Source organism: Ekhidna sp. (assembly GCF_965247405.1).
Lineage (GTDB): Bacteria > Bacteroidota > Bacteroidia > Cytophagales > Cyclobacteriaceae > Ekhidna.
Genome location: NZ_OZ252014.1, coordinates 368,770 through 384,405, shown reverse-complemented (window position 1 = coordinate 384,405; position 15,636 = coordinate 368,770). Strand labels below are relative to the sequence as shown.

General features: G+C 41.7%; 15 protein-coding genes and 1 tRNA gene. 4 read left to right on the top strand and 12 right to left on the bottom strand.

The features are described 5' to 3' along the window. From ACP14Y_RS01560 to ACP14Y_RS01540, 5 genes are all read right to left on the bottom strand, one after another. Window positions 1-2,610: an ABC transporter permease gene (locus ACP14Y_RS01560; RefSeq protein ID WP_424961214.1), complete on the bottom strand. Its 2,610-nt coding sequence runs from the start codon at window positions 2,608-2,610 to the stop codon at window positions 1-3. Continuing rightward, window positions 2,607-2,933, bottom strand: coding sequence for a PadR family transcriptional regulator (locus ACP14Y_RS01555; protein ID WP_424961213.1), 327 nt, complete (start codon window positions 2,931-2,933; stop codon window positions 2,607-2,609). The genes ACP14Y_RS01560 and ACP14Y_RS01555 overlap by 4 nt, the downstream gene beginning before the upstream one ends. 228 nt (window positions 2,934-3,161) lie before the next feature. Then, a complete protein-coding gene (locus ACP14Y_RS01550) occupies window positions 3,162-4,607 on the bottom strand; it encodes a glycosyltransferase family 2 protein (protein WP_424961212.1) in 1,446 nt (481 codons plus the stop codon). Window position 4,608: 1 nt separating this feature from the next. Then, window positions 4,609-5,358: a hypothetical protein gene (locus ACP14Y_RS01545; RefSeq protein WP_424961211.1), complete on the bottom strand. Its 750-nt coding sequence runs from the start codon at window positions 5,356-5,358 to the stop codon at window positions 4,609-4,611. A 104-nt stretch (window positions 5,359-5,462) separates the two neighbouring features. Continuing rightward, window positions 5,463-5,885, bottom strand: a complete 423-nt coding sequence (locus ACP14Y_RS01540) for a response regulator (RefSeq protein ID WP_424961210.1) — start codon at window positions 5,883-5,885, stop codon at window positions 5,463-5,465. Window positions 5,886-6,054: 169 nt separating this feature from the next. Here ACP14Y_RS01540 and ACP14Y_RS01535 point away from each other — a divergent pair, with 169 nt between their 5' ends. Next, window positions 6,055-7,305 carry a YaiO family outer membrane beta-barrel protein gene (locus tag ACP14Y_RS01535; RefSeq protein WP_424961209.1) on the top strand — a complete coding sequence of 417 codons (1,251 nt, stop codon included), beginning with the start codon at window positions 6,055-6,057 and terminating at the stop codon, window positions 7,303-7,305. 13 nt (window positions 7,306-7,318) lie between these two features. Further along, entirely contained in the window at window positions 7,319-7,528 is a 210-nt protein-coding gene (locus ACP14Y_RS01530; RefSeq protein ID WP_424961208.1) for an RNA-binding S4 domain-containing protein, read from the top strand. Between the two features lies 1 nt (window position 7,529). Here the strand turns inward: ACP14Y_RS01530 and ACP14Y_RS01525 are convergent, their stop codons facing one another. Continuing rightward, the gene (locus tag ACP14Y_RS01525) at window positions 7,530-7,931 is read right to left on the bottom strand and encodes a glyoxalase (RefSeq protein WP_424961207.1); all 402 of its coding nucleotides are present in this window, start codon (window positions 7,929-7,931) and stop codon (window positions 7,530-7,532) included. A 13-nt stretch (window positions 7,932-7,944) separates the two neighbouring features. Between ACP14Y_RS01525 and ACP14Y_RS01520 the strand changes: the two genes are divergently transcribed. Beyond that, window positions 7,945-8,574, top strand: coding sequence for a 2OG-Fe(II) oxygenase (locus ACP14Y_RS01520; RefSeq protein ID WP_424961206.1), 630 nt, complete (start codon window positions 7,945-7,947; stop codon window positions 8,572-8,574). A gap of 18 nt (window positions 8,575-8,592) precedes the next feature. Here ACP14Y_RS01520 and ACP14Y_RS01515 read toward each other — a convergent pair whose 3' ends face one another. Beyond that, on the bottom strand, window positions 8,593-9,792 hold the full coding sequence (locus ACP14Y_RS01515; protein ID WP_424961205.1) for an NAD(P)/FAD-dependent oxidoreductase: 1,200 nt from the start codon (window positions 9,790-9,792) through the stop codon (window positions 8,593-8,595). Window positions 9,793-9,841: 49 nt separating this feature from the next. Here ACP14Y_RS01515 and ACP14Y_RS01510 point away from each other — a divergent pair, with 49 nt between their 5' ends. Next, window positions 9,842-10,648, top strand: coding sequence for an aminotransferase class IV (locus ACP14Y_RS01510; RefSeq protein WP_424961204.1), 807 nt, complete (start codon window positions 9,842-9,844; stop codon window positions 10,646-10,648). On the opposite strand, the gene ACP14Y_RS01505 is transcribed toward ACP14Y_RS01510, so the two are convergent. The 5 genes from ACP14Y_RS01505 to ACP14Y_RS01485 form a co-directional block, all read right to left on the bottom strand. Next, window positions 10,649-13,009, bottom strand: coding sequence for an ABC transporter permease (locus ACP14Y_RS01505; protein ID WP_424961203.1), 2,361 nt, complete (start codon window positions 13,007-13,009; stop codon window positions 10,649-10,651). A gap of 91 nt (window positions 13,010-13,100) precedes the next feature. Next, window positions 13,101-13,658, bottom strand: a complete 558-nt coding sequence (pth, locus tag ACP14Y_RS01500) for an aminoacyl-tRNA hydrolase (RefSeq protein ID WP_424961202.1) — start codon at window positions 13,656-13,658, stop codon at window positions 13,101-13,103. A 66-nt stretch (window positions 13,659-13,724) separates the two neighbouring features. Beyond that, the gene (locus ACP14Y_RS01495) at window positions 13,725-14,387 is read right to left on the bottom strand and encodes a 50S ribosomal protein L25/general stress protein Ctc (protein ID WP_424961201.1); all 663 of its coding nucleotides are present in this window, start codon (window positions 14,385-14,387) and stop codon (window positions 13,725-13,727) included. A 24-nt stretch (window positions 14,388-14,411) separates the two neighbouring features. Continuing rightward, complete coding sequence (locus ACP14Y_RS01490) at window positions 14,412-15,341, bottom strand: ribose-phosphate pyrophosphokinase (RefSeq protein ID WP_424961200.1); 930 nt, start codon at window positions 15,339-15,341, stop codon at window positions 14,412-14,414. A 146-nt stretch (window positions 15,342-15,487) separates the two neighbouring features. Next, window positions 15,488-15,560 (bottom strand) — tRNA-Gln (locus tag ACP14Y_RS01485). Between the last annotated feature and the right edge of the window lie 76 nt (window positions 15,561-15,636).

Below are 15,636 nucleotides of genomic sequence, written 5' to 3'. Positions count from 1 at the left end.
CTACTCATACCTCAGCTTAGTTGCCGGGTTGGCTTTTGTTACTTTTGATGTCTGCCAATAAATGGAGGATAGCCCAACGAGGAACAAAAACAGAATGCTTCCGAAAATCTCCAGAAAGCCCAGCCCTGTGCCATAGCGGATAATGAAGTATAACAAAACCTTGTCGTAAAACACGTAGGAGACCGGGATAGCGATCAGAGCAGAAATCATTATCAGTTTAATGAAGTCCTTGGTGAGAAGGTAATACAAACTATAGTTGGTAGCACCCATGATCTTGCGAACTGCTATTTCTTTGGTTCGGTTTTCGGTCGTGTAAGTGACCATTCCCAGCAAACCCAGACATGAAATGGTAATAGCCAGGGTGCTTAGTACAGCAAAAAACTTCATTTGCACACGAAGAAACCAGTATGCATCTTCGATCTCATCGTCCAGGAATGAAGCATGAAAGTTGATTTCCTGATCTATTCCCTGCCAGATGGCTTCCAGTTCTTCAATGGTGCGTTTGATGTTTGATGAGCTCACCGTAAGAAGTGCATAATGACTCTCTTCTACAGAATATCGTAAGATTAATGGATCAATCAACTCATTGAGTGTTTCATAGTTGAAGTCATTTAATATTCCTGCAATTCGGCATTTCGTTCCGTCGTTCAATGTAAACCGAAGGCTGTCCTTTTGCACATTGAAGACCTTCATCGATTCCATGAATTGCTCGTTCACCAAAACCAGTTCTTCATTTTGGTTGGATAGTTTCAGTGATTCACTTTCTCCCCATTTGAGATCCATGTTCATATTCTCAATGAACTTATCCCCAATAAATACTTCATTTACCTGGATGGTGTCCTGATCATTAGATGTTGCATTGTTGGAGCCATTAATAGAGACTCCAGGTAGACTAGAAGCAGTAGTGATTGCTTTTACATCCGGATGATTGGCTAGCTCATTTATTGCAATCTGTTTATCAATTTTCTCAAAAGGAATGGATAGAATGTTTTCTGATTGGAATCCATGGTTATTGTTGAGGACATACGTATACTGTCTGCCCATAGCTGCCACCCCGATCACAAAGACCAGCGAGAGGAAGAATTGGAAAACAAAAAGCCCTTTTTTGAATCCGGAAACATTACTTTTTCCATTCTTTATTTCTCCTTTCATTGTCTGAATGGGATTGAGCCTGGAAAAGTATTGAGCCGGAAAAAGACCCGCTAGCAACCCAACAAGAATGGAAAAAACAAGGAAGGTAATAAATTGGGCGAAGTTGGGGTTGGTATCCAGCATACTCCCGCCTATAATCATACCCAAAAACTCTCGCTTCATTGGGTATAGGAGGATCAGAGATCCGAACAGTGCAATGACTGAAAGCAAGATGGTCTCGACGATAAACTGTGCTTTGATCTGATGCTTCTCAGCGCCCACTACTTTACGTATCCCTATTTCCTTGGCACGTTTCAGGGCACGAGCAATGGACATATTGGTATAATTGAATACCGCAGGTAGAAGCACCAAAAGACCGATAGTTAGGAAAAACAACATAGAAGGCTCGTCCCAACCGATTCCTATAGCCTGGCTGATATTCCAGCGAGGTACCACGCCCTCCAGGTTTATAGACTCCAGCTCTATTTCTTTCTCAGGATTGAATAAAGCTGCTTGAATCGAAGAATGAGCCAGAGCTTGCTCTAAGTCATCCTTTGATTTAGCTTCATCAAGCAGCACATAAACATAATTCCATTTAAAGTTGACCCAGTCACTTGCCACGTTTCGTGTGGCATTAGCAGGGTGATTGTCAAGGGAACCAAGTATCTGGAAGTAGAGATGGGTTTGATGGGGGTTTTCCATCACACCCGTCACATTGTATGTGCCGTAATTTGTTTCCAGGCTTTTACCAAGTGGATCTTCATCTCTAAAAAGCGTTTCAGCAACTTCCTGTGTGATGACAATACTGGAAGGGGAGGATAGGGCTGTTTTTTGGTCGCCTTTGATCAGTTTAAAGCTGAATACATCCAGAAATGATTGCTCAGTAAAATAGCCTTGAAATTCCATCTTGTTGCCATGATGGTTTATTTCAGGACTAAAACCTGGGCGGATAGTAACCGCTTTTTCCACAAATGGGTATTGTTCTTCCAGGTGATCTCCCATGGCATAGAAGGTAGAGGCAAACGTTCGGCTATCTTCCTGATCAGCTACATAGGTATTTATCTGGAAGATTCGTTCTTTATTTTCCTGCCAGGAATCTGATTGATAGATCGCCACAGAAATAGATAGCGCCAAGATGCAGATGGACATACCCAGGGCTAGCCCAAGCATATTCAGGGAAGTGAAAAGCTTATGTTTCGAGAAGTTTCGAAACGCAATTTTGAAGTAGTTTTTAAACATTGCAATTGAGTTTTTGTGATAAAAGGGGGAGTATGCGGCTTTAGTCTTCCGCTTTTTTAGTCCATATGAAAACAGGAGGGAAAGCACCTGTCTCCAGTATTTGAAATCTGCTTTTATTTTACCAGACTTCTCAAGGTTTAGTCCATAGACCTCATCCAGGTCACCTTGAATGTCTTCCAGATCTGCCTTACCGGCATGCCACTTCAGTAGCTTTTGTGCGAGAATGGGAGGGTGACTCATTTGGCAGATAAATTGAGTTTTGCTCCTGCCCAAAGTTGATCTCTCAGCGCTTTCATGTTAGAAAGCTCCACTTTGGCACTGTCCGTCAATTCGAAGTAGCGCTTGCGCCGGCCTCCACGTTCGTTAGTGGGTTCACCCAGATAGGAAGAGATATATCCTTTTTCTTCTAGCCTTGTGAGGGTGGAGTGGAGTGCACCGATGCTCAGCTTTCGATTAGCTCTTTCTGATATGTCATTGAGTATGGCTACACCGTATGCATCTTTGGCCAGGTTAGCAATGGTCAGCAAAACCAGCTCTTCAAATTCTCCAAGGTATCCTTTCATGTTACTACTATTTACTGTTGTGTCATTTCGAACGCATGTGAGAAATCTACTATTGATGACGCAGTTGTCTTAACATTATAGATTTCTCCTTTCAGTCGAAATGACCTGCTAAACAAGATTTCGTATTACTTTCTACTTTTAAGAATTAATAATACGGCAATAGTAAAAGATATGTTTCTATTTTTAAGAATTAATTATAAAATCCTTAAAAAACAGTGGGTATGGGGTTTATTCTGAAGGGATTAATTCTACTTTCGGGCCAACAGCTGCAGAATTGAAGCCTGTCCGTTTCATTTCTCCCCAGCTTTTTTTACCTCGTATCATCTCAATGTTTCCAAGGATCGCATAATACACAATGAGTGGATGAAAGATGATGGGTTCTAACAACACCACTGTCAGTATGCGGAATATGTCGTTTCTGTTGGTATAGTTGAAGTATGAGGTTTCCTCGGCAATTAGTGTCAAAGCTGAGAAGAATACGGCAAATGTGTATACAAAGCCAAGCATCAGAAGTGTATGATTCCAATCAATCAGTCCGAAAATACTTAACAGTATCAAACTGATGATGCCTGTAAACTCGAGTAGGGGAGCAAGCCATTCAAATAGAAGCCAGAAAGGGAAACTGATCATGCCCATGATTCCATATTTGCGCTTGAAAAATACATCCTTGTGTTTTAATAGCGTTTCGATGGTACCCCTGGTCCATCTGCTGCGTTGCTTTTTCAGCGTGTTCAAATCCGGTGGCACCTCTGTCCAGCATAGTGGTTCCGGGATGTATTTGACCTTATAGGGGAGTTTCTTTTCGTGCATGTATCGTCTCATTCTCACAATGAGCTCCATATCTTCACCTACAGTATTCGTATCATAGCCGCCACATGCAATGAGCACATCTCTTCGAAAGACTCCAAAAGCACCAGAGATGAGAATCAGCCCGTTGATTTTACTCCAGGCCATTCGTCCAAGAAGAAAGGCCCTCACATATTCCAGGATTTGAAACCGTACCCAGAAGTTTCTGGATTGTCTCACCTTCACAATGTTTCCACTGTCTACAATGGAGTCATTCAAGACTCGGACCACACCGCCCACAGCAATGGTTTTGTTACTTAGCACAAATGGCTTAACCATTTTCAGCAATGAGTCGGGCTGCAAGATGCAATCCACATCGATGCACGCAACCAGTCCTGACCTGGAGTAGTTGATGCCAGCATTCAATGCGTCAGCTTTGCCCCCATTCTCTTTATCGATCACGATCAATTTTCTTAAAGAGAACTTTTTTGAGGTATAGACCCCTTTAATTCGTTTAGCTCCTAGCTTTCCAAGCGGCTTCTGTTCGCTCAGCTTCAGGTCAAACGCCCGAATTAATCTTTCCATTGTATCATCTTTGCTGCCATCATTTACCACGATGATTTCCAGGTGACTGTATTTTAATGCCATTAGCGATTTTACATTTTCGATGATGGTTACGGATTCATTATAGGCCGGAGCGATCACTGACACTCTTGGTGCGTATTCAGATTTACTGATGTATGAGTAATCTGTATAGATATTGGCAGATTTAAACACCCGATAAGCCACCCTTGAAAGTATCGCCAGCCCTAGATACACGGCCACTACGAAGAGGGTATAGAAAATAAACACCCCATTATATATTTCTAGTATTTCTGATAGATTCATCTTAAGCCACATTTAAATGTTTGTAATCATTTTGATCGCACTGGTTATCTTCCTCATCAGGATCACTGTAAACAAGGATTTTTCTTAGAATCAATGCCTTTTGGGCTTCCTCTGCCACACGTGCACTTTTTGATTTGGAAAGACGAGTGAGTAGCTGTAGGTCAGCTTTTTGCTGATAATGAAGAATCATTCGCAAACAGAAGAGTACCACGGTTTTTTGTCGATGATTCAGCCATTGAGTAAACTCGGGGATTTTTTCATCAGGCATTTCCTTAAGCATCCCATGAATTTTCATTGCCTCCCAAACGGATAAGGTCACTTTTTGATTATCCAGAAAGAATAGTGGATTATAGGATAACCGCATTAGTGACATGATCGCCTCTGCGCGTAAGGTCTTATTGGGGTCTAGTACATATTGTTTAATTACAGGTAGTGCTGTAATGATTCGCAGTTTGCTTAGCACTTCAAACGCCTTAAGCTTTTGTTTCAATCTTCCTTTTTCGGCTCTTTGGATATTGAAGTGTTGCAATCCAAGATTTAGGAAGAGTCCCTGCAATGCTGGTAGGTGGTCGTTGGATACTGTTAGTGCAAGATTGATAAATTCCTGAGTAGCAAGTGCTCTAACGGAAACATGCATGTTTTCCTTCTTGCTGATAATTCTTTTCAGTCGTTTAATGGAATTTCTTTTTTCATCTGAGGTAAGCACCTGAATGAGTAAATAGGAAATGTGTCTTCCCATTCGTTTTTTCATATGGGATCGTCTCTTCTTTGAACATCGGATGACGAAGATACTTGCGAACAAAGCGATGGAGGTTAGGGCCGTAAAGAAGATGCTGACCGCAATTATTGTTGGATTCAGGATAGCCATAACGTCTCCTCGTTTACCTGTAGCAGAAAGGAAATTTTAGTCATCAACTGATCCAGATTGATTGGCTTTTCTGCAAATGCATTGACTAGCGTTTGATTGAGATTTTCTTTCATCTTGATGCTCACGTCAGATGAAAGTAGCAGTATTGGTACGGTAGCATTTATCTCATTTCGTATAAGTTCAATCATTGCACATCCGGAGAGATAAGGCAGGTATACCTCTGTGATAATCAGATCTATGTCACCTTCTCTTACAGCTTGAGCACCCGCACGTCCGTCCGAAGCAGTCAGACATTTGGTGCCTAGCTTATTTTTTACCATTGAGGATACTAGGGTGGAGCTGATAAAATCTGGATCGCAGACCAGTATGGTTTTATCACTTTGCTTCTGGTATGTTAGTAATGTGTCCATTGCAAAATTTGTTTTTTGGTAATCCAAATCTGACACAATTCCACACCTCATATAAGCGTATTTCAACCAATTGATCAAAATGCGTAAATCACTTAAGAAAAGTCAGTAAAATGCTCAGAGATCGTAGAATGATGGTTTTGATATTTGTATCATCATATACTACCAAGAAATGAATCATTTATACATTACCTGTATGATGCTGCTTCTAGCATCTGCTGCACATGCACAGCGCTGGAAGAATCAAAGCATAGATCAAATATTTGAGCAAGCTCGAATAGAGGCCCGAGAGAAAGAATATGCCAAATCAAGAGAAAAGCTGCAATACATCCTTCATTTTGCTCCACATTATCATGATGTCAGCGTTCAAATGGGACGTACATATGCATGGGAGGGCCGATACATGGATGCCTTACTCATTTACAATAGGGTATTGAAACAAGATCCGGGGTTCACTGGTGCATTGCATGCAAAAATTGATGTAGAGATATGGAGTAATAAGCTGAATGAAGCCCATGAAACAACGAGACAAGCACTGGAATTTCATCCTGATGATGAAGGATTTCTACTAAAAAGAGCAAAAATCCATCAATTCGAAGGAAATCTTGATCGTGCGATCGAAACGCTGAATGAAGTTTTGAAAGTCAATCCAGCCAACCTGGAAGCTTTGGATTTAAAAATAGCACTTGAGGTGGAATCCCATCAATACACATCAGTGGTAAGGTCAGGAGTAGATATGTTTGATCAGTCATTCGACCCTGCGCTATTTGGATCAGTAGAAGTGAATAAGAAAAATAACTGGGGAGCATTGATCGCCAGGGTAAACTATGCCCATCGGTTTGAAGAATTTGGATTGCAGGGTGAATTAGATGTCTACCCGGTGATTACAGAAAAAGTGTATGGCTATATTAATTATGGTTATTCCCAGAGTGTGTTGTTTTCGAATCATCGAATTGGAGCGGAGATATACGCGGTGGCTTTCGATAAGTTGGAGGCATCTTTAGGAGCTAGATATCTTCAGTTTTCTACACAGAGTATCCTCACTTATACAGCCTCCATGAGGTATTACTTGAGAAGTTTCGAGTTTTCTATGCGTCCATTTTATACACGTGAAAAGTCTTTTGCTGCTTCTTCTATAGATTTTGGTGTAAAGAAAAATTTCAAACAGCCTGAAACCTATTTTGAGTTTTCAGCTGGTGTGGGTTATTCACCTGATATTAGGATCAACCAGACTTTTGCAGGACAAACCGAATCGTTTTATACGCTGGAGTCAAAGCGGGCGACTATTAAAGTCCAAAAGAGTTTAGGGGATCGGTGGTCTGCAGCACTGGAATCTCGGGTCAATTACAGGGAATTGTCTGCTGAATCAGATGAATATTTGTTAATTACCAGCTTGATATCGACCATCAAATTCAAATTTTGAACAGCTTTGCAGCATGCAAACATTCGAACTGGAAGGATACGATTTTATCGAATTAAACAAGCTTATGAAGATAATGAACCTGGTAGGTTCAGGAGGGGAGGCCAAGCAATTTATTGATGAGGGTCTGGTGCTGGTCAACGGTCAGGTAGAGACGCAAAGACGGAAAAAACTACGTATGGGTGATGTAGTTACCTTTGAAGGAGAAGAAGTTAAAGTTCAATGAGTTAATTAAACTCACCTATATGCCACAGTACTCCAGAGGGATCGTAAACAAATCCCTCACTCCCCCAATCAAATGTAGTTGGCTCCACTAGCTTCACTCCTTTGAATTTCTGATCCAGATTTTTGGCTTTTAGGACTTCCCAATATTCAGATAGTGATGCTACCTCCAGAAAAACCATTGAATTTTCTACCCAGTCTTTTACAAAATGGTCTTGAAGGTAGAATCCGAAATTATCAATTGCGAAGTAGGACAGTTTGGGAGAAGTGATTATTTCTACAAATCCCCACGCATTATAAAAGTCTCGAGAGAGCTGATAATCTTTGGCACCTATAAAGGTTCTGATTGAATTGACGGCAGGTTTCATGGTTTGTTGGTGAGCATTATAGTTTATGTAATTTCGCATAATTTTCTCAATTGTGAATTTCCATCCGGAGGAAAAGTGGATCGACTGGGTTGATCAACTTTCGTTAAATGATTTTGTCGTTATAGACGATTTTTTACCCGAAGACCTGTATAAACGGGTGCGGTCTTTCCTTTTACATAAACTGGAGGTGGACGAATTTGATCGTGCCGGCATTGGATCATCCAATAAAAATTTAAAGGATACATCGATTCGAGGCGACTTTACTTATTGGTTGGACAAAGACCGTGATAAGGATTTGTCTTTAGCATTCGAAATCATCGATGAGACGAAGAATATCCTGAATCGTTTTTGCTTTCTCAGCTTATCCGGATATGAATTTCATTTGGCGTATTATCCTGAGGGCACCTATTACAAAAAACACCTGGATCAATTTCAGGAGCGAAGCAACCGCATGGTTTCCGTGATTATTTACCTAAATGAAGACTGGAAAAAAGGCGATGGGGGAGAGTTAAAGATTTTCAAAGAAGACGGAGAACTGATTGTTGATCCTGTGGCCGGACGATGCGTGATGTTTAAAAGTGCGGATGTGCCACACGAAGTGATGCAAACCAATTTGGGTCGATACAGCCTTACCGGTTGGCTGCTCTATCAGCCAAGTGGGGTGGGATTTGTTTTGGGGTAAGGTTCGGTTGAAACCTTTTCAAACACACTCTGAAATCACCCATCCGGCACTCCAGCAAGCCTGGAAGTTAAAACCGCCCGTTAGGGCATCAATGTCCAGCACTTCACCAGCGAGGTAGAGATTTGGGTAACGTTTGCACTCAAAAGTAGAGAGATCAACTTCGGACAGTTTGATGCCGCCAGCTGTCACAAACTCTTCCTTGAAGGTACTCTTACCGTCGACCGCATACCTTCCTTGCCCAAGCTCTTCCACCAGCTTGTTTAGATGCTTTTTGGAGAGCTCCATGAATGGCGTTTCTGAACCTATGCCGCAATAGTTAACTATTCGCTCCCAGAAACGCTTGGGGAGGTCAAATAGGGGATAATTGATCACCCTTCGTTTTGGGTTGGAAGTGGTATATTCCTGAATATGTTTTTTAATGTCATCAGGTTTTAGCACCCCGGTAAAGTTGATGAGCACATCAAATCGATAGTGCTTTTCTGCCAGCTCATATGCTCCACGGGACGACAGCTTCAACACCGCTGGCCCACTCAACCCCCAATGTGTGATCAGCAATGGGCCATGTTCTTCCAGCTTAGTGCCGGCGACTTTCACCTGCACCTCCTCAAATGAAATGCCCTGAAGATCTCGGATTCTTGCGTCTTTAATGTTGAAAGTGAAAAGCGAGGGTACAAGCTGTGTTAACTCCAATCCAAGCTCTTCAAGCACTTTCCAGGTGGCCATGGAGGAGCCGGTGGCGGCTATCACTTTGTCTGCCTCATGCGTTTTGTTTATTGAGTGAACCAACCATCGATCATCTTGCTGTTCCAATTGGGTCAGCACTTCATTTTGGAGAATAGTCACCTCATGTTTCTTTGCTTCATTCAGAAAGCAATCAATGATGGTTTGTGAGTCATTCGTGACCGGAAACATGCGCTGATCTTCTTCCGCTTTAGTTTCCACGCCTCGTTGGTTAAGCCAGGATACCATATCGGTGGTCGTGAATATCTTGAAAAGTGGATGCAGTTTTTTGTTACCTCTTGGATAAAAAGGAACTAACTCTGAGGGTTTACTTCGTGCATTTGTGACGTTGCATCGGCCACCACCAGAAACTTTGACTTTGCTTAGTAGTTTGCTTGATTTTTCCAGTATGGTCACCTGATAGTCCGGGTGTTTTGCAGCGATGTTAATTGCTGCAAAGAAGCCAGCAGCACCTCCTCCAATGATGATCACTTTCACACTTCAAAGAAATACAATTGTGTTAAATTAAATGCTCAATTCGATCATAATGGCATACTGTTATTTCAATGGAGGGATGGTAGATGAAAAGGAGGTAAGTCTATCCATTCACAACATCGGTGTACATCGAGGTTTTGGAGTCTTCGATTTTTTTCGAATGAGAGACGGGCAATATTCGTTCATTCAGGAGCACCTTGATCGATTTGAGAAGTCTCAACGATTTATGGGCTTATCCCACATCATCGATCAGGATGAGATCCGAGAGGCTGTGGATACATTGAAAGATTGGAATGGCTATTCGAATGCAGGTTTTAAACTGATGCTTCTGGCCGACGGGAGCGATTCCGACCTGGAATTATCTCCATTATTTTTCATCCTGCAGTCCGATCTGTCTAATCACCAACCGGAACCATATGCCAGTGTAATCTTACATGAGTATGTGCGAGAATATCCGCAAATCAAGACGGTTAGCTACTTCACAAGCAACCTCCTTCACCGAAGAAAGATGAAAGCTGGGGCTATCGATATCATTTATCATAAAGACAATTTACTTAGCGAAGCGTCTCGTAGTAATGTTTTTATAGTACGGGATGGAGTATTTAAAACACCTGCTGAAAATATTCTGGAGGGAATTACCCGAAAGCAGGTTCTGCAAGTGGCAGGGCAAGTTGGCTCTGTAGAAGTGACGGATGTCACTGTTGATGACTTTTTTGCTGCCGATGAAATATTTATTTGCAGTACGCTTAAGGAGATTTGTCCCATCGTAGAAGTAGACGGAAACGCAGTAGGAAGCGGAAAAGTTGGCCCTCTTTCAAGAAAGATCAGCCAACTTTTCCAGCAAAAGCTGATGGATTAATCATTCATCTTTCAGACACTTTGAAGGGTTAACATGGGCCGCTTTTAGTGCTTGAGAACTTACTGTAAGCCATGCAATGATCAACGAGATGGCTGCTGTGCCAAGGAATATCCAAAAGCTTAGATTAATCTTATAAGCAAAGCCTTCAAGCCATTTGTCCATGAAATAGTAGGAGATAGGAATGGCAATTATGATTGATACAGCCACTAGTTTAGTAAAGTCCTTGGATAGCATCATCACAATATTGCTCACCGATGCTCCCAATACCTTCCTGATTCCAATTTCCTTCAGCCGTCGTTCTGCTGTGAAGGTCGCCAGTCCAAATAAACCAAGACATGAAATGAGGATAGCAAAGCCTGCAAAGTAGGAGGAAAGTGTCCCGATTCTTGTTTCGGATTCATATAATTCCTGGTAGCTTTTGTCTAGAAACTCGTATTCAAATATGAAGCCCGGACAAAATGTTTCATAAAGTTGCTGAACTTCTGCCATTGCTTGTACTTCCTTACCTTTTTCTAATCTAACTGCGATATTCCATGTATTGCCCAGCCAAAAGAAGGCCGGATCCACTTCTCGGTGAATGGATTGATAATGAAAGTCTTTAAGCACACCTATGATCTGAAGATCATGTTCTTCCCATAGCTTTATTGTTTCACCCAGGGCTTCTTCAGGTGTGAAACCCATGATTTTCACAGCGGCCCCATTCATTACAATTTTAGTGCTGTCCGCACCAAATTGATCGTCGAACCATCTACCTGCTATCACCTCCATTCCCATGGTTTTCTGAAATTCCTGATCCACGCGAATGTTCTCAAACAGAATGCGTTCCTCAGGCTGTTTCGTTCGCCAGTCCAATCCACTTGTATTATTCATCTGATGTAGTAGGGTATGGCTGGTGCCAGCAGCCGATGCTACACCAGGAATATTTCTGAGCTCCGTGAAAAATGCCTCACGCTTTTCTGGTATAGTTCCTTCTTGATTAAAAAATACGACATTATCTCTGTTATAACCAAGATTTTTTGTCATGGCATAATTGGTCTGTTTATGGATCACAATAACACCTACGATAAGAATGATAGTAATTGTAAACTGAAAGATTACCAGTCCTTTTCGAGCCCAGATTTCACCGACGGAACTTTTGATTTCTCCCTTTAAGACCTTGACCGGGTTGAAGTGGGTAAGGTATAATGCCGGGTAACTTCCCGCCATCAGCCCGGTGATGATGACTGTACCAATGGAGAACATCAGAATCTCAGGGGTAATTTGCAGCGAAATCTCTTTATCAGTGATAAAGTTGAATTGTGGCAGCAAAATAAGAACCAGGAAATAGGCTAGAATCATCGAGAAGAATGTGATTAGCAACGACTCACCAATAAATTGTCTAATCAATGTTTTTCTGTCTGCACCGATGGCCTTTCTTACACCTACTTCATGAGCACGCTTTGAGGCCCTGGCGGTAGACAAATTCATGAAGTTGATGCAGGCGATAATCAAAATGAAGATCGCAATAATGGAGAACAACCTCACATATTCGATGCGGCCTCCATCCTGAACACCATTGGTATATTTACCATACAGGTATTGTTCGGAATATTTCTTCAAAAAGAGATCAACATTACTGTCGCCATCTTCGTTTTTACTTTTTACATAGCCTGCAATTTTCTCGGTAACCTGATTAGGATTTGCACCTTCCTCAATGATTACATACGTGTGAGGACCATTGTTCCCCCAGCTGGTTACCCATTCATTGTTGTCTTTGTAATCCTCAAAAGGCAGCACAAAATCGAATCGGTAAGTAGAGTTTTTAGGAATGTTTTCAAATACTCCAGTCACAATAAAATCACGATCATTTTCATATCTCAGTGTTTTGCCAACTGCGCCTCCCACATCACCGAAGAACTTCTCCGCCAGATTTCTTGAAATACAAATAGAGGATTTATCTTTAAGAACATCATCCGGATTGCCAGCCAATAGGGAATACGAGAAAATATTAAAGTAGTCTTCACCCACATGAAACCCTTCTTCTTTGAAATATTTGTCATTGTTGTAGGACAAAAGCGACTTACCCACCCAGGTAGTGGTGGCGGCATATTTGATGTCTGGAAAATCTATTTTTAAATTCTCAGCTAGTATTCCCGGAGTGGAATTTGTCGCAAACATTTCATTGGAATAGGTCTGAAATTCCATGACTCTAAATAGTCTGTCATCTTTTTCATGAAATTTATTGACACTGAGTTCATCCTGAACCCATAGGTAAATAAAAAAGGCACATGTTAGGCCCGTTGTTAGGCCTATCAGATTAACCAGGGAGGAGACTCTGTGTCTTAAGAAGTTTCGTAGTGTGATTCGCAGATAGTACTTCATATTTTGAGTAGTTGAGTTCTAATAAGGATCAATGCAAACACTAAAAAGTTGCATCTCTTCAAACTACTCTGTCTTTTATGAAAGGTTACATCTAGTTAAAATGATTCATCGTGCGCTCCATGCCGATGGTGCAAAAAGACTTGATGGCATCTATGGCGCGATCCATGTTTAACACCAGCTCATCCATCTCTTCTTTCGAAAATGGACTAAGAACGTAATCAACCTGTTGGCCCTTGTGGAAGTGATCTCCAACACCAAAACGCAAGCGAGGATAGTTTGCACCACCACACAGCTGTTCAATGTTTTTAAGCCCATTGTGACCTCCGGCTGATCCTTTGGGTTTAAGACGAATTTTACCGTAAGGAAGGGCGATATCGTCTGTGATAACTAATAGATTTTCTTTTGCGATTTTGTGGTGTTGTAAATAATGATTGACCGCCTTTCCACTTAGGTTCATGTAAGTAGTTGGTTTGATCAGGTGCAGGGTGCGTCCTTTGTGCTTTAGCTCCGTGGTATAGGCAAGTTTGTTCATTTCAAACTTGGTACCTTCCTGATCAGCCATTCGATCAAGAACCAGGAATCCGATATTATGCCTCGTGAGTTCATACTCAGGGCCTATATTTCCAAGTCCTACGATTAAGTATTTCATAAATTTTAAAAAGCAAAAAAAATCCCGACGCGAAGGTCGGGATTAAAATAGATATTTTGAAATGAATTAAGATTCTGCCGGAGCTTCTGCTGCTGGTGCATCTCCACCTTCTGCAGTTGCTTCTTCTCCTTCTTCTCCTTCCATTTCTTCGTCTTCTACCTCATCTTCTTTTCCTTTCAGTGCTCTAGGTACCTCGATACCTGCAATGGTCACAAGCGGACTATTAAGGATTTCGTATTCTCCTACTTCCAATTCACCTACTTTAATGGATTTCCCAAGACCAAGGCCGGAAACATCTACCTCAATGTATTCTGGCATGTTCTTAGGAAGTGATTTAATCTGAAGATATTTCACCTTCCTGATAAGCTTACCTCCTTGCTGAATACCTGGTGCAGTACCTGTTGTGTGCACAGGGATATTCATTTTAATTGGTGTTCCACGGAATAGCTGTAGGAAATCAACGTGCATGATGATCTCACTTACCGGGTGGAACTGAACATCCTGAAGAATAGCTTCAAAAGGTTCCGGTTCGCCTTCAATTGTTAATAAAGCGAAGTGTGCTTCGTCAGTGTATACCAGGTCTCTAAACAAGATCATTGGAGCGTAGAAATGAATCTGATGATCACCGCCGTATACAACGCACGGAACCATCCCTTCTTCTCTTAAGCGCTTCGCTTCTGTCTTGCCGAGATTTGCTCTTTTATACCCTATAATCTCAACAGTTTTCATAATTGAATTTGATTTAAAATATGATTATTTAATGAATAATGAACTAATTGATTCGTGATCGTGGATCTTACGAATGGCTTTTGCAAACAATTCAGCCACGGTCAGTACTTTGATTTTTGAGCTCTCCTGCTTTTGAGGAATCGTATCTGTAATGATCAATTCTTCCAGCGCAGACTCTTCAATATTTTTGTAGGCATTTCCGGAAAGCACACCATGTGTTGCAAATGCTCTTACGGAATTAGCGCCTTTCTCTTTTAATAGTGTTGCAGCCTTACTAATCGTTCCTGCTGTATCTACCATGTCATCAACCAAAACAACATCTTTACCTTCTACATCACCGATTACCTGCATAGATGCCACTTCATTCGCTCGCTTTCTGTGTTTATCACAAATCACCATATCCACCTCAAAAAGCTTGGCGTATGCACGAGCACGAGCCGTTCCTCCCACATCAGGAGAAGCGATGATCATGTTATCAAGTTTAAGATTTTTGATGTACGGATAAAAGATGGCCGACCCATCCAGGTGATCTACAGGAATATCGAAAAATCCTTGTATCTGTCCGGCGTGTAGATCACATGTCATGATTCTATCAGCGCCTGCCGAGGTTAGCACATTGGCTGCAAGTTTTGCCGCGATGGAAACTCTTGGTTTGTCTTTTCTGTCCTGACGCGCATATCCGAAGTATGGAACCACCACGGTTACATATTTTGCACTTGCTCTTCGAGCGGCATCAATCATTAAGAGCAGTTCCCAGATATTGTCGGCAGGAGGGACGGTGGGCTGGATGATGAATACATCGGAACCTCGAACAGATTCTGTGAAGTAAACACCCATTTCGCCATCACTAAAGGTTTGCTTTTCACTTTTGCCCAGGGGCTTACCATAATTATCGGCAATAGCATTTGCCAATTGCGGGTGAGCGGATCCTGCGAAAATCTTTACTGATGACATCTTTACCTAAAATAAATCCCACCTGCGTTGGTGGGATCTGATCTTGTTGTTCTTTTTAGAACTTGTTGGCCTACTAGGGCTTCCCGAAATTCGCTTCGCTTATTCGGGACAGGCTTCTCGCCACCTAAATTCCAAAAAAAAACTTGTTGGCCTACTAGGGCTCGAACCTAGACTCTTCTGGACCAAAACCAGACGTGTTGCCAGTTACACCATAGGCCAATACCGGATGTATTTTTTTAAGTGTTTGTCCTTCACTTCCGTACAAACGGACGGCAAAATTAGCTGATATTTTTTT

Bases quoted from the DNA above. Each gene is read 5' to 3' on its own strand.
- ACP14Y_RS01560 (WP_424961214.1), bottom strand. From the start codon at position 2,610: ATGAGTCACCCTCCCATTCTCGCACAAAAGCTACTGAAGTGGCATGCC.
- ACP14Y_RS01555 (WP_424961213.1), bottom strand. From the start codon at position 2,933: ATGAAAGGATACCTTGGAGAATTTGAAGAGCTGGTTTTGCTGACCATT.
- ACP14Y_RS01550 (WP_424961212.1), bottom strand. From the start codon at position 4,607: ATGAATCTATCAGAAATACTAGAAATATATAATGGGGTGTTTATTTTC.
- ACP14Y_RS01545 (WP_424961211.1), bottom strand. From the start codon at position 5,358: ATGAAAAAACGAATGGGAAGACACATTTCCTATTTACTCATTCAGGTG.
- ACP14Y_RS01540 (WP_424961210.1), bottom strand. From the start codon at position 5,885: ATGGACACATTACTAACATACCAGAAGCAAAGTGATAAAACCATACTG.
- ACP14Y_RS01535 (WP_424961209.1), top strand. From the start codon at position 6,055: ATGAATCATTTATACATTACCTGTATGATGCTGCTTCTAGCATCTGCT.
- ACP14Y_RS01530 (WP_424961208.1), top strand. From the start codon at position 7,319: ATGCAAACATTCGAACTGGAAGGATACGATTTTATCGAATTAAACAAG.
- ACP14Y_RS01525 (WP_424961207.1), bottom strand. From the start codon at position 7,931: ATGCGAAATTACATAAACTATAATGCTCACCAACAAACCATGAAACCT.
- ACP14Y_RS01510 (WP_424961204.1), top strand. From the start codon at position 9,842: ATGGCATACTGTTATTTCAATGGAGGGATGGTAGATGAAAAGGAGGTA.
- ACP14Y_RS01505 (WP_424961203.1), bottom strand. From the start codon at position 13,009: ATGAAGTACTATCTGCGAATCACACTACGAAACTTCTTAAGACACAGA.
- pth (WP_424961202.1), bottom strand. From the start codon at position 13,658: ATGAAATACTTAATCGTAGGACTTGGAAATATAGGCCCTGAGTATGAA.
- ACP14Y_RS01495 (WP_424961201.1), bottom strand. From the start codon at position 14,387: ATGAAAACTGTTGAGATTATAGGGTATAAAAGAGCAAATCTCGGCAAG.
- ACP14Y_RS01490 (WP_424961200.1), bottom strand. From the start codon at position 15,341: ATGTCATCAGTAAAGATTTTCGCAGGATCCGCTCACCCGCAATTGGCA.